The sequence below is a fragment of the Bacillus sp. NPDC094077 genome (assembly GCF_050279465.1).
In the GTDB taxonomy this organism is placed as follows: Bacteria; Bacillota; Bacilli; order Bacillales; family Bacillaceae_G; genus Bacillus_A.
On record NZ_JBNNUF010000003.1, the window covers coordinates 425398 to 438523 of the forward strand.

Below are 13126 nucleotides of genomic sequence, written 5' to 3' on the forward strand. Positions count from 1 at the left end.
CTTTTTTATTGGAAAGAGAAGGGAGATTTCGTTCATATTTTAAAAGGCCAAGCATACACTTGTACAAAAAGTGCCAAAAGGACGTGGGGAGAAATATGAGACGAATTTGTTTAATCATAACGCTTCTTATTATGTATGCAAGCGTTATGCCGATTCCTACATACGCAAAGATGAGCGGCAATGTCAGTGCTCGAAATGCTGTATTAATGGAGCAACATTCTGGCCGTGTATTATACGGGAAATCAGAACATGAGCCGCAAAAAATTGCTAGTATAACAAAAATTATGACAGCCCTGTTAGCTGCTGAATCAGGAAAAATGAAAGAAATGGTATCGGTTAGTAATGAAGCAGTGAGGGTGGAAGGATCAGCAATTTATTTAAAACCTGGACAAAAAGTGAAGTTAGAGGATTTAGTATATGGACTTATGCTTAGGTCTGGTAATGACGCAGCGCAAGTGATTGCTGAAAATGTGGGAGGGAGTATAGAAGGGTTCGTATATTTAATGAATGAAAAGGCGAAAGAAATTGGAATGAAAGATACTCACTTCTCAAATCCTCATGGCTTGGATGGAGATGGATCACATTATTCGTCGGCTTATGATATGGCACTATTAACGAAATATGCAATGGGGAACGAGACCTTTAAGAAAATTTTTGGGACAAAAACGTATAAATCAGATTCTTGGGATTATCCGTGGAAAAATAAACATAAGTTGGTGACGTCTTATTATGAATTTGCAACAGGAGGAAAAACAGGATTTACGAAAAAAGCAGGACGGACGCTTGTTACAACAGCCTCAAAAGATGGACTAGATTTAATCGTTGTAACTTTGAGTGCTTCTAGTGATTGGGATGATCATATGAATTTGTTTGATAAAGGTTTTGAACGTTTTCAGCAAACAAAAGTTTTAGGACAAGGAGCACTTGCTGAAATAAATGAAAAGAAGTATGCCAATCATGTTTATACGAAAAATAGTTTTTCGGTACCGTTAACTGAAGAGGAAAGAAAGAACGTGGTATTAAAAGTTGAACTCGATAAAAGTGCAAAGCTAACGGACGGAGTTAAAGTGGGGAAGACAGAAGTTTATGTTGGCAATGAGAAAGTTGGAGAACGTAACTTATTTTATAGCAAACGGAAGTTAGTAGCCACAACGGGAATGTACTGGAATAATGTGAAAGAAATTTTTTCCTATATGATAGGTGTTGGGACCGATGGTTAATCTCGTATGGGTAGCGATGGCGGTCATAGGGATTGTGTATGCCATGATAAATGGAACGATGGAAGAAGTAAATAAAGCTGTATTTGAAGGGTCAAAAGATGCGGTAACAATCTGCATTGGGCTTATTAGCGTTTTAGTATTTTGGCTTGGTTTAATGAAAATTGCAGAGGAAGCAGGGTTGTTAAAAAAGCTAGTTTCACTTTTTATGCCAATAGTAAAAAGGTTGTTTCCGGAAATACCAAAGGATCATCCGTCAATGGGATTTATATTATCAAATATGATGGCGAACTTTTTTGGTTTAGGTAATGCAGCAACCCCCCTTGGTATTAAAGCGATGGAACAACTGAAAGAGTTAAATGGAGGGAAGGATTCAGCAAGTCGGTCTATGGTGACGTTTCTGGCATTAAATACATCAGCCATTACATTAATTCCTACTACCGTTATTTCAATTCGAATGACTTATGAATCAGCGAATCCTACAGAAATTGTTGGGGTAACATTCGTTGCACAAGTACTTTCTATGATTGGAGCAATTTGGATTGACCGCTATTTTTACCGGAGAAGGAGTAGAAAGGGGCGGAAAAAATGAGTATTGTAAATACAATTTCATTATGGGTAATCCCTTGTGTAATCGGTTTTATCCTTTTATATGGCACGATAAAGAAAGTTCCGACGTATGAATCGTTCGTTGAAGGAGGAAAAGAAGGGATTCAAATTGCAGTTTCCATTTTACCTTTTATGGTTGGAATGCTTGTATCTATTTCTATATTTCGAGCTTCGGGCGCGTTAGATGCAATGATATCAGTAATGAAGCCGATGTTAGATTTGATTCATGTTCCAGCAGAAATCGTTCCACTAGCACTTATACGCCCGATTTCAGGCTCTGCTGGTTTAAGTATTACGACCGATTTAATTGCTACGTATGGACCAGATTCGTTTATTGGGAGATTGGCTTCTACGATGCAAGGAAGCACAGATACGACTTTTTATATTTTAACAGTATACTTCGGAGCTGTTGGGATTAGAAAAATGGGAGATGCATTAAAAGTAGGACTTTTTGCCGATTTAATCGGGATTATTTGTTCAATTGTGTTTGTTTCTTTAATGTTTAAGTAAGGCTATTCATTTTTTAGGCTATTTCGCTTATAATACGTATACGACCACTATTAAGGTGTAGCTTAATGGTGGTTTTTTTATGTGGTATTTTTGACAAAATGATGAACTTTTATTGTGAGAAATATGAAAAATATGGACAATAATAAAGGAAAAAACATGATTTGACCTTTATATGTTTATTATCATCGCTATGTTGTTTAAGTGAGATGAAGCGAATAGCCGTAAAGCGTATGCGGTTGCCAAGTCTTTCTAATGTAAGGTAAGATAAATTCGAGGTGAAAAAAAGAAATGGAACGATTACAAAAAGTGATTGCGCAAGCAGGTATTGCATCAAGAAGAAAGGCTGAGGAATTAATTCAGCAAGGAAAAGTGAAAGTTAATGGAAAAATAGTGAAGGAGTTAGGAACAAAAGTAACTCCTCAAGATAAAGTAGAAGTAAATAACATCCCTCTTGAAAAAGAAGAACCTGTTTATTTTTTACTATATAAACCAACTGGTGTAATTTCGAGTGTATCAGATGATAAAGGAAGAAGTGTTGTAACAGACTTTTTCCCTGAAATTACACAACGTTTATTCCCAATCGGACGCTTAGATTATGATACATCGGGCGTATTATTAATGACAAACGATGGGGACTTTGCAAATGTATTAATGCATCCGAGATATAAAGTTGAAAAAACATATGTTGCAAAAGTGAAAGGCCCGTTAACAGGTGAAAAAATTCGCATGTTAGAACGAGGTGTTGCACTAGAAGACGGAAAAACAGCACCAGCGCGTGTGAAAATTATTTCTTGGGACAAGCGTAAAGAGATGGCGATTGTACAATTAACAATTCACGAAGGACGTAACCGTCAAGTACGTCGTATGTTTGAAGCGTTAGACTGTAAAGTAGTGAAATTAAAGCGTGAACGTTATGCTTTCTTAGAAGTAGGAAGTTTACGACCTGGTGATGCGAGAGAATTGACACCACATGAGGTGAAACAATTACGCGCGCTTGCTTCTACAAAGCCAAGATAAGCTATAGAGTTAAATTTTCACCAGTGGAGTGCTCTGCTGGTGATTTATTCAATACAACATTTACAGAAGAGAATACATACATTTATCGAGGAGAGGAGAGACAATATGAAAAAAAATCGCTTATTATTTCGCGTTATCATTCTGCTCATTTTAAGCGGTGCTGTAGGATTTACACTCTATCAAGGATTTTTCGCTGATAAAGAGAAAATGCAAATTGGAAAAGCAGCACCTAATTTTGTCGTGACGGATTTGGAAGGAAAGAAAATTGAACTAAAAGACTTAAAGGGAAAAGGTGTATTTTTAAACTTTTGGGGAACTTGGTGTAAACCTTGTGAAAAAGAAATGCCTTATATGAATGAGCTATATCCAAAGTATAAAGAAAAAGGCGTTGAAATTATCGCGTTAGATGCGGATGAGACAGAAATAGCTGTAAAAAACTTTGTGAAGCAATATGATCTTAAGTTCCCAGTCGCAATCGATAAAGATGGAGAAATTATAAAAACGTATGGAGTAGTACCATTACCAACAAGCTTCTTGATTGATAAAGATGGTAAGGTAATTCAAGAGATTAAAGGTGAACAAACGAAGGAACAACTGGAAGAGTACTTAAAGAAAATTACTCCGTAATAAAGAAAGCCTTTACATACGAGGTGCTAACGTGTAGCGCCTTCGGTTTAAAAATTCTGAGTATTGCGGTAACTCTAGGTTGGAAGATACAATAGTACATATAGTTACGAGGCGGTGAGAATGGTGAAAGAAATTAAGTGTGAATGTGGACATGTTAATCCGATAGGAACCGTTTTTTGTGAAGCTTGCGGGAAACCGTTTGAAAGCAATGAAAATGTGAAACTACTAGATATGAGATATGAGGGAAGTGCCCGGAGATCCCTCACACATACAAAAACGATAGTAGATAAAATTTGGAGTTTCTTCTCTTCTGTAAAAGTAGGTGTATGGCTCATTGTAATTACTTTAGCTGCATCGGCAATTGGAACTATTTTTCCGCAGGAGATGTACATAACTCCAGGGATTGCACCAGCTGAATATTATAAGCAGGAGTACGGATTTTTAGGGCAATTATACTATCAATTAGGATTTAATAATTTATATGGTTCATGGTGGTACATGATTTTAATCGCTTCTATCGGTATTTCACTTGTGATATGTAGTTTAGACCGTGTAATTCCGCTTTACAAAGCTTTAAAAAAGCAAGGTGTGAAAAGACACCCTAGCTTTTTAAAGAGACAAAGGTTATACGGTACTGGTACACCACAAGATGGTGACTTGGAAAGAGTGCAAATGAATTTAAAGAAAACGAATTATAATGTGAAAGTGGAAGATGGGAATGTTTTAGCAGAAAAGGGACGTTTTTCACGTTGGGGTCCATATGTAAATCATATCGGTCTTATTATCTTTTTATTCGGTGCAATGCTTCGTTTTTTACCGAGTATGTACGTAGACGAAGCGCTTTGGTTACGTGATGGTGAAACGAAAGAAATACCAGGGACGGATGGGCAATACTACTTAAAAAACGAGAAGTTTATAAAAGAAGTTTATGATAAAAGCAAGGACAAGGAAGTTTTTGATGAAGCGATAGACCGTGTAGGCGATAAAATGATTGCGAAAAATTTCCAAACAAATGCTGTGTTATATAGAGCGGTAGGCGAAAATATAGCAGGGCAAAAACCAAAACTGGAAAAAGTAAAAGAAGCGAAAATTCGAGTGAATGAACCGCTGAAATTTGATCAATTCGCTGTTTATCAAGTCGATTATAAAGAAAGTGAATTTAAAAGCATGTCTTTTAACTTGCAAAATAAAGAAAATAATCAAAAGTGGGGACCAATTAAAGTCGATTTAGCGAATCCTACAGAAAAATACGATTTAGGGAATGGGTATTCTCTAGAACTATTAAGCTATTTCCCTGATTTTTATTTTGATGAGAATGGAAAACCGAATACAAAAACGAAATTACCAAACAATCCTGCATTTGTATTTAAAATGTTTACGCCTGAGACACCAGATGGTGAAGTAAGTTTTGTTGGTATTCAGCAAAATATAGAACCTGATGGGAACAATAAATATAAAATGTCATTTGCAGGTGTGGAAATGCAAAATGCAACAGCACTTACTGTAAGAAAAGACTTAACACTTTGGATTCTCGGTATTGGAGGATTTATATTTATGGTTGGTGTGATTCAAGGTATGTATTGGAATCATCGCCGTATTTGGATACAACGTGTTAATGATGAATGGTGGATTGCAGGACATACGAATAAAAATTGGTTCGGTTTAAAGAAAGATATTGAAAGAGTACTAGAAGGTACAACCATTCCACAACCAAATGATAAAGTGGCTGATAAAAAAACTAGTTAAGGTGGGGAAACGATATGGTGCAAATAAGTAGTAACTTTCTCTTTACCGCATTTATTCTATATTTAATTGCAACTCTATTTTTTGGGGGGGCAATTAAAGAAAAGGGACATAAATGGGCAAATGTAGGAATAACAATCACAATTTTAGGATTTATTGCACAAACAGTATATTTTGTTACAAGATGGATTGCATCAGGTCATGCACCAGTTAGTAACTTTTTTGAATTTGGTACATTTTTCGGCATGATGCTTGTCGGAGCATTTATTGTGATGTATTTTATGTACCGTGTAAGTATAATCGGATTATTTGCGTTACCAGTTGCGCTTTTATTAATTGCTTATGCAAGTATGTTTCCGAGAGAAATATCTCCGCTTATTCCATCTTTAAAAAGTAACTGGTTACATATTCACGTGACGACTGCAGCAGCAGGACAAGCGATTTTAGCAATTAGTTTTATTACGGGTGTTATGTATTTATTGAAAAACGTAGATCAATCAACGAGAAGTAAACGTACATTTTGGTTAGAAACGGTAGTGTTCACACTTGTTTGTACAGTTGGATTTATTGCGGTAACGACGGTATTCTCTAGTATGAAATATGAAGCTAAGTTTCAATGGATTGATAAAAATGAACAACAAGTTGAGATGAAGTACAATCTTCCAGCCTTAGTTGGACCGCATGAAGGGAAGTTACTGACAGAAAATAAATTAGAACCATCAGTTGAAGTTCCAGCGATTGTAAATGCGAAAAAATTAAATACTGTTATTTGGTCAGTGTTAGTCGGAACGGTGCTCTATATCGTATTAAGGCTTACTTTACGTAAACGAGTATCAGCAGCACTTCAGCCGTTAGTAAAGAATACGAATAGTGATTTATTAGATGAAATTGGATACCGGTCTATTGCAATTGGATTCCCAGTTTTCACTTTAGGTGCGTTAATTTTTGCAATGATTTGGGCTCAAATAGCGTGGACGCGCTTTTGGGGATGGGATCCGAAAGAGGTTTGGGCACTTATAACATGGCTCTTTTATGCTGCGGTATTACATTTACGATTATCTAAAGGATGGCATGGAGAGAAATCGGCGTGGCTTGCGGTTATCGGTTTTGCAATTATTATGTTTAATTTTATTGTAGTAAACTTAATTATTGCGGGTTTACATTCATATGCATAGAGAAATAAAATAGGAGAGTGTATGTCACTTTCCTATTTTATTTTTGTCAACTTTTCTTCTTTTTTGAGAAAAACATGACAAAGTAGCGGTTGATTTTGTAAAATGATGTCGAGGACATAATATACTGTTCAAAAAAAATACATAGTTTTGGAAAAAAATTGAACAAACTTTATTATTCTTGTGAAGCATAATAGTGGGAAGTGAAATGTTTAGAGGATTGCTTAAATAAACGAGAATAGCGCAACATAATAGTGTAGAAGGGCAGGTGTGAACCGCTGAGGTGAAAGTACCCAGCGGGTAGAAATGGAAAATGAATCAAGAATTTTAATTGTAGACGATGAGGATCGCATTCGTCGTTTGTTGAAAATGTATTTAGAAAGAGAACAATACACAATTGAAGAAGCAGATAATGGTGATACAGCTTTAGAAATGGCGTTACAAAATGATTATGATTTAATCCTATTAGACATTATGATGCCTGGTAAAGATGGTATTGAAGTGTGTAAAGGAATTCGTGAGAAGAAAGCAACACCAATTATTATGCTGACAGCAAAAGGTGAAGAAGTAAATAGGGTACAAGGATTTGAAGTTGGAACAGATGATTATATTGTAAAGCCATTTAGCCCACGTGAAGTAGTGCTTCGTGTGAAAGCGGTATTACGCCGTGCTGTACCAACAACATTCTTTACACAAGATACAACGACGAAAGATGTTACTGTGTTCCCTCATTTAACGATTGATAACGATGCACACCGCGTTACAGCAGATGGCAATGAAGTGAACTTAACACCGAAAGAATATGAATTACTATTATTCTTAGCGAAAGCTCCTGACAAGGTATTCGATCGTGAGCAATTGTTAAAAGAAGTATGGCAATATGAATTCTTCGGAGATTTACGTACAGTTGATACGCATGTAAAGCGTTTACGTGAGAAGTTAAGTAAAAAATCACCAGATGCAGCGAAAATGATTGTTACCGTTTGGGGCGTAGGTTACAAGTTTGAGGTTGTGAACGACTGATGCTTTGGAGAAGTGTAGTAGGGAAGTTATGGATGACCATATTACTTCTCGTCTCGTTTGTTCTTGGATTTGTTGCGATTTTACTTTCGCAGTTTTTTAGAACGTATTATGTTGATATGAGTGAAACTAGGCTTCAGAAAGTTGCAGAAAGTGTTTCAGGGTTAATTGAAGAGGGTGCCGATGTAAAGACGATTGAGAATATCGCGTACAAATTTTCTGATCCCCTTTCAAGGATCATTATTGTAGAAGATGGTAAAGAAATATCTTCTTCGCCGAAACAAGAAGGGTTAGTCACTCTTACAATGGATGATTTGAAAGAAGATAAAGAATTAGCGGCTGTTTTTACTGACAAAAAAGAAATTAAAAATAACATTAGAAAAGCTTCTAATAGTAGGAAGAATAAAAACACTGAAAATGATATTATGATCGTTGGGAAACCGGTGCAATCAAAAAATCAAAGTGCTGTGTTCGTATATGAATCTTTACAAGTTCCGATACAAGGTATGGAGAGAACGACTGATTTTATTTTCTTATCAGCAGGGATTGCGATTATTTTAACAACTTTCTTTGCATTCTTCTTATCTACTCGAATTACAGCTCCACTCCGAAAAATGCGTGAGGTTGCTTTTGAGGTGGCTCGTGGGAAGTTTGATGCGAAAGCTCCTATGGTATCTCAGGACGAAATTGGTGAGCTTGCAACGGCCTTAAATCAAATGGGAAAACAGTTGAAGTTTAATATGAATGCTTTGCAGCAAGAAAAAGAGCAGTTAGCTAGTATTTTGAGTAGTATGGCAGATGGGGTTATTACGTTAAATCAAGAAGGTGAAGTCGTTGTGATCAATCCACCGGCTGAACATTTCTTACAAGTTTGGCAAGAAGAAAAAGAAGTAGAGCTAAGTAAAAAATTGCCTTCTGAACTTGTTGAACTATTCCATCTCGTTGTAGAAAGCGAGCAACAACAAGTTGTTGAAATTAATTTACAAAAAGGTAACTACGTAGTTCTTATGACGCCACTTTACAATCAAACGAAAATTCGTGGGGCTGTAGCAGTGTTGCGTGATATGACGGAAGAACGTCGTCTTGAGAAGATGCGTCAAGACTTTATTGCGAATGTATCACATGAACTTCGTACACCGATGGTCATGCTTCAAGGGTATAGTGAAGCGATTTTAGATGATATTGTGCAAACGAAAGAGGAAATTAATGAGTTTGTTCAAATCATTTATGATGAATCTGTTCGTTTAGGTAAACTTGTAAATGAATTATTAGATTTAGCGCGTATGGAAAGTGGCCATGTAGAGTTGCATATAGGTGAAGTTGATATTCATCCTTTCGTTGAAAAGATTGGTCGTAAATTCCAAGGGATTGCAAAGGATAAAGAAGTCGCACTAACGGTTGATTTCCAAAATCCAATTGAACAATATTCATTTGATGCAGATCGTATGGAACAAGTGTTGACGAATTTAATTGATAACGCAATTCGTCATACGAATGCAGGTGGACATGTAACGCTTGTAATTGACACGAAAAATAATGGTCTTATTTTTGAAGTACAAGATTCGGGCGCTGGTATTCCAGAAGAGGATATTCCATTTTTATTTGATCGTTTCTACAAAGCTGATAAAGCAAGAACACGTGGAAAAAAAGGTGGAACGGGACTCGGGCTTGCGATTGCTAAAAATATTGTTCAAGGCCATGATGGAAAGATTTCAGTTTCAAGTGTTGTTGGCGAAGGAACTACATTCTCTGTATATTTGCCGAATCGTATAATTTAGATATACGTTTTTTAAGTTGATAATGAATAAAGTTCTACTGTTTTTATTTTGTTGTAAAATCAAATAAATAATAGTAGGGCTTTTTTCTTTTTAAGTCGAATTAAAAAGAAAGGTGCTGTAAAGAGATGAAATTATACACAAAAACAGGAGATAAAGGAAAAACAAGTGTAATAGGTGGCAGGGTGGATAAAGATAATATTCGTGTAGAAGCATATGGCACGATAGATGAAGCGAATTCTCATATTGGATATGCGATGACTAAGCTACAAGGTCAATCTTTTGAATATATTTACAATGAACTTGAAAATATTCAACATGAACTATTTGATTGTGGAGGAGACTTGGCGATAGTAGAGCAAAAAATTCCTTATAAAGTAACGATCGAAATGGTCGAAAGCTTAGAAAGAAGGATTGATTCGTATATAGAAGAAGCGCCACCGTTAGAGCGTTTTATTTTACCAGGTGGTAGCGAGGCGGCAGCTGTTATTCATATTGCACGTACTGTTGTAAGAAGAGCAGAGCGCTCTATAGTATCATTGCAAAAAGAAGGGGAAATAAATGAAGTCGTCCTAAAGTATGTAAATAGATTATCTGATTATTTGTTTGCGGTAGCTAGAGTAATAAATACTCGATTACAAGTAAAAGATGTAGAGTATAACCGCAGTGCATTAGTTTTTCGTGATAAAAAAGAGAAGGGAGTGGAGTAATTCACTTTCTTTTTTTGTATACTTTTTTCTGTAATATACCAAAATAGAGAAGGTATGGTGGTAATTAGAAAACGGAGGATGTATATGAAAGTGTTAAAATGTGGCGTCATGTTATTGACTGTATTGTTGTTATCTCAATTACATGTTTACGCAGAAGAAAATCGATGGACATGGCCCGTTGAAGGTCAGATAAGTGATTATTTTGGGACGAGGCATGGAAAACACTACGGTATTGATATAGCGGCACCGATCGGAGCGCCTGTGGCAGCTATTCAAGATGGTAAGGTGACAAAATCTTATTATTCAAATAGTTATGGAAACGTTGTATTTATTAAGCATGGAGAATATGAGGCTGTGTATGCGCATTTAAATAAGAGATATGTAGTTCAAGGGGACTATATTTCAAAAGGAGAAAAAATTGGAGAAGTAGGAAACACAGGAGAATCGCGAGGTGCACATTTACATTTAGAACTTCATCAAGGAAGATGGACGATGGCGAAAAAGAACGCGATGAATCCATTGCTTGTTTTAAATGAACAAAGAAATGAAGTTGTTTCTTCATCATTATATGTCGTACAAAAAGGGGATACTTTAGTTAGTATTGCACGGAAATTTAGTATGACACTTAAGGAAATTAAAGAAAAAAATGGATTGCAGCAAGAGCGCATTTATCCAAATCAACAATTATACGTTAAGTAAAGGAACCGCCCCAAAAGTATAACCTTTGAATAAATTTATTTTCTTCCTAGTAAAGATTGCAATAGTAAATGAAATTGTATCGATACAAATTGAGATATATCGATATAACAAGAGCGATCTATACCTAACAGAAAACCGTCCCAAAATTTATTTTGGGACGGTTTCTTTTACCAAAAAATAAAGACACATATAAATCCAGAAATAGCTAAGTAGCTATATAAGTAAAAGACTTTTGTTCTTGTTTTCTCCTTTGTACGAAACAGTACAATAGTCGGTTCAATTAAACCAATTGTCAGACAAAGTAAGCCAAGAAGCATACATCCAATTGAAATAGAGTACAGGGCAATTTGTGGTGCTTGAAATGGAATCATCCATTTTAATAAAAATGCAATAAGTGCAGTGTAGCAAATGCTACCGATGTATTTATTCAACGGTGTATTAGAACGGAAACCAGGAAGTTTGTTTAAGAAAGAACGGGAAACAACTTCTGTTTGTAAAGATGTATGCTCTTCGATAATTTTTTGAGCTTCCTTTCCTTTTTGGAAAAGGGATAATATCCAGTTTCGCTCACCTTGAAAAATAAATTGAGAAGTTGTCAAATAGTGATCAACCTTTACTTTATTCCAACTCTTCCATGGATGACGCTCACACAATTTTAATTTACTTTCTGTTTTTTTATCATACTGATAAATACTGATGCCATCTTCATCGAAAACGGCATAGTATGTCTCGCTTGAGAATGTGCCTAAATCGATTGGACAGTAGAAAAGTAATTCTTTTTTTAAGTAAAAGTATTCTTTTCTTAAGTTTTTTTTCATTGCTTCTCGAATAGAGTGTCTTTTATCTTTCTTCATGACATTTCCTCCATAACTCAGAAAATGTTCTTATCTTAACAATTCAACATCTTATCATTTTTAGTTATATATGGCTAGGGAATTCATAAGAGAAATACCGAATAATAAAAATATGGATTGTATTGTAAAATTTTTCGGTTTAATTGATTACTGAAAATAAATAACTAATTTTTAATAAGTTACAATTTTTTAGTTCACAATGTTATTAGGTTGTTGTATAATGAAGGGGAAAATAGAATATCGGTCTATCTTCGGGGCAGGGTGAAAATCCCGACCGGCGGTGATGAACTATTTATGATTTCGTTCTAAGCCCGCGAGCCGTTAAGGCAGGATTTGGTGTGATTCCAAAGCCGACAGTATAGTCTGGATGGGAGAAGATGGAGGTTCAAGCGTTCAAAAAAGATATGAATTTGAATGTCTGTTTGGTGTGCCTTAAATTCTCCCTTTGTGTAAAACACAAAGGGTTTTTTCGTTCTATGAAAAAATAGGCATAGCAGAACCTTTCCACTTTCCATGAGATGATCGATGGAAAAGGAGAGAGAAGGATGAAACAAAAAAACAGTGTAGTGCAGATGGTGAGTGTAGCGATGCTAAGTAGTATTGCATATTTACTGATGATGTTGGATTTCCCGTTCCCAGGGCTTCCGCCATTTTTAAAAATTGATTTTAGTGATGTGCCAGCTCTAATTGCTGCAATTATTTTCGGACCAATGGCGGGGGTAATTGTAGAGGGGATAAAGAATATTTTATATTACGGGATTCAAGGAAGTTTAACAGGAGTGCCAGTTGGAGAAATTGCAAACTTTATTGCAGGATGTTTATTTATTGGACCAGCAGCTTTCTTATTTAGAAAGTATCGTACTGTAAAGAGTTTAACGACAGGATTAATGCTAGGGACAATTACAATGGCGCTAATTATGAGTGTATTAAACTACATCATCATATTCCCAGCTTACACTTGGTTTTTAAATTCACCAGCTATGTCTAGTGAGGCTATAAAAACGACTGTTATAACGGCAATCTTACCGTTTAATTTGATTAAAGGAATTGTAGTAACAATTGTATTTGTAGCGTTATTCTCACGCCTGAAAGTATGGGTGTTTGCAAAAATGAAAAATGCATAAAATATAAAATAAAACCATTAGTAGTATGGAACTACTAATGGTTTTATTT

The 13126-nt window shown here is 35.7% G+C and carries 13 protein-coding genes and 1 riboswitch; of the genes, 12 read left to right on the forward strand and 1 reads right to left on the reverse strand.

Features of this window, described 5'->3' with window-relative positions:
• Positions 1 to 95: 95 nt before the first annotated feature.
• The 11 genes from dacB to ACQKNR_RS10970 all read left to right on the forward strand — a co-directional run bounded on the left by dacB (position 96) and on the right by ACQKNR_RS10970 (position 11099).
• The gene (gene dacB, locus ACQKNR_RS10920; RefSeq protein WP_427317719.1) at positions 96 to 1220 is read left to right on the forward strand and encodes a D-alanyl-D-alanine carboxypeptidase DacB; all 1125 of its coding nucleotides are present in this window, start codon (positions 96 to 98) and stop codon (positions 1218 to 1220) included.
• Entirely contained in the window at positions 1213 to 1809 is a 597-nt protein-coding gene (gene spmA / locus ACQKNR_RS10925; protein WP_427317720.1) for a spore maturation protein SpmA, read from the forward strand. Before dacB ends, spmA begins: the two co-directional genes overlap by 8 nt.
• Entirely contained in the window at positions 1806 to 2336 is a 531-nt protein-coding gene (spmB, locus tag ACQKNR_RS10930; RefSeq protein WP_016088671.1) for a spore maturation protein SpmB, read from the forward strand. Before spmA ends, spmB begins: the two co-directional genes overlap by 4 nt.
• A gap of 288 nt (positions 2337 to 2624) precedes the next feature.
• Positions 2625 to 3353, forward strand: coding sequence for a 23S rRNA pseudouridine(2605) synthase RluB (gene rluB, locus ACQKNR_RS10935; protein WP_193411394.1), 729 nt, complete (start codon positions 2625 to 2627; stop codon positions 3351 to 3353).
• A gap of 105 nt (positions 3354 to 3458) precedes the next feature.
• The gene (resA, locus tag ACQKNR_RS10940; RefSeq protein ID WP_427317723.1) at positions 3459 to 3980 is read left to right on the forward strand and encodes a thiol-disulfide oxidoreductase ResA; all 522 of its coding nucleotides are present in this window, start codon (positions 3459 to 3461) and stop codon (positions 3978 to 3980) included.
• A gap of 120 nt (positions 3981 to 4100) precedes the next feature.
• A complete protein-coding gene (resB, locus tag ACQKNR_RS10945) occupies positions 4101 to 5726 on the forward strand; it encodes a cytochrome c biogenesis protein ResB (RefSeq protein ID WP_427317725.1) in 1626 nt (541 codons plus the stop codon).
• 14 nt (positions 5727 to 5740) lie between these two features.
• Entirely contained in the window at positions 5741 to 6898 is a 1158-nt protein-coding gene (resC, locus tag ACQKNR_RS10950; protein WP_427317727.1) for a cytochrome c biogenesis protein ResC, read from the forward strand.
• Between the two features lie 303 nt (positions 6899 to 7201).
• Positions 7202 to 7918, forward strand: coding sequence for a DNA-binding response regulator ResD (resD, locus tag ACQKNR_RS10955; protein ID WP_002171123.1), 717 nt, complete (start codon positions 7202 to 7204; stop codon positions 7916 to 7918).
• Positions 7918 to 9693, forward strand: coding sequence for a sensor histidine kinase ResE (resE, locus tag ACQKNR_RS10960; RefSeq protein WP_427317729.1), 1776 nt, complete (start codon positions 7918 to 7920; stop codon positions 9691 to 9693). The genes resD and resE overlap by 1 nt, the downstream gene beginning before the upstream one ends.
• Positions 9694 to 9818: 125 nt before the next feature.
• A complete protein-coding gene (locus tag ACQKNR_RS10965) occupies positions 9819 to 10400 on the forward strand; it encodes a cob(I)yrinic acid a,c-diamide adenosyltransferase (protein WP_427317731.1) in 582 nt (193 codons plus the stop codon).
• Positions 10401 to 10484: 84 nt separating this feature from the next.
• A complete protein-coding gene (locus ACQKNR_RS10970) occupies positions 10485 to 11099 on the forward strand; it encodes a peptidoglycan DD-metalloendopeptidase family protein (protein ID WP_427317733.1) in 615 nt (204 codons plus the stop codon).
• A 167-nt stretch (positions 11100 to 11266) separates the two neighbouring features.
• On the opposite strand, the gene ACQKNR_RS10975 is transcribed toward ACQKNR_RS10970, so the two are convergent.
• Positions 11267 to 11953: a hypothetical protein gene (locus ACQKNR_RS10975; RefSeq protein ID WP_427317735.1), complete on the reverse strand. Its 687-nt coding sequence runs from the start codon at positions 11951 to 11953 to the stop codon at positions 11267 to 11269.
• A 243-nt stretch (positions 11954 to 12196) separates the two neighbouring features.
• Positions 12197 to 12336: riboswitch (FMN riboswitch) on the forward strand.
• A gap of 162 nt (positions 12337 to 12498) precedes the next feature.
• Here ACQKNR_RS10975 and ACQKNR_RS10980 point away from each other — a divergent pair.
• Complete coding sequence (locus ACQKNR_RS10980) at positions 12499 to 13077, forward strand: ECF transporter S component (protein WP_427317737.1); 579 nt, start codon at positions 12499 to 12501, stop codon at positions 13075 to 13077.
• The last annotated feature ends 49 nt before the right edge of the window (positions 13078 to 13126 follow it).

Excerpts from the sequence above, each read along its gene's own strand:
- resB (WP_427317725.1), top strand. The coding sequence starts at position 4,101 with ATGGTGAAAGAAATTAAGTGTGAATGTGGACATGTTAATCCGATAGGA.
- resD (WP_002171123.1), top strand. The coding sequence starts at position 7,202 with ATGGAAAATGAATCAAGAATTTTAATTGTAGACGATGAGGATCGCATT.
- resA (WP_427317723.1), top strand. The coding sequence starts at position 3,459 with ATGAAAAAAAATCGCTTATTATTTCGCGTTATCATTCTGCTCATTTTA.
- spmB (WP_016088671.1), top strand. The coding sequence starts at position 1,806 with ATGAGTATTGTAAATACAATTTCATTATGGGTAATCCCTTGTGTAATC.
- resC (WP_427317727.1), top strand. The coding sequence starts at position 5,741 with ATGGTGCAAATAAGTAGTAACTTTCTCTTTACCGCATTTATTCTATAT.
- spmA (WP_427317720.1), top strand. The coding sequence starts at position 1,213 with ATGGTTAATCTCGTATGGGTAGCGATGGCGGTCATAGGGATTGTGTAT.
- ACQKNR_RS10965 (WP_427317731.1), top strand. The coding sequence starts at position 9,819 with ATGAAATTATACACAAAAACAGGAGATAAAGGAAAAACAAGTGTAATA.
- ACQKNR_RS10975 (WP_427317735.1), bottom strand. The coding sequence starts at position 11,953 with ATGAAGAAAGATAAAAGACACTCTATTCGAGAAGCAATGAAAAAAAAC.
- rluB (WP_193411394.1), top strand. The coding sequence starts at position 2,625 with ATGGAACGATTACAAAAAGTGATTGCGCAAGCAGGTATTGCATCAAGA.
- resE (WP_427317729.1), top strand. The coding sequence starts at position 7,918 with ATGCTTTGGAGAAGTGTAGTAGGGAAGTTATGGATGACCATATTACTT.
- ACQKNR_RS10970 (WP_427317733.1), top strand. The coding sequence starts at position 10,485 with ATGAAAGTGTTAAAATGTGGCGTCATGTTATTGACTGTATTGTTGTTA.
- ACQKNR_RS10980 (WP_427317737.1), top strand. The coding sequence starts at position 12,499 with ATGAAACAAAAAAACAGTGTAGTGCAGATGGTGAGTGTAGCGATGCTA.
- dacB (WP_427317719.1), top strand. The coding sequence starts at position 96 with ATGAGACGAATTTGTTTAATCATAACGCTTCTTATTATGTATGCAAGC.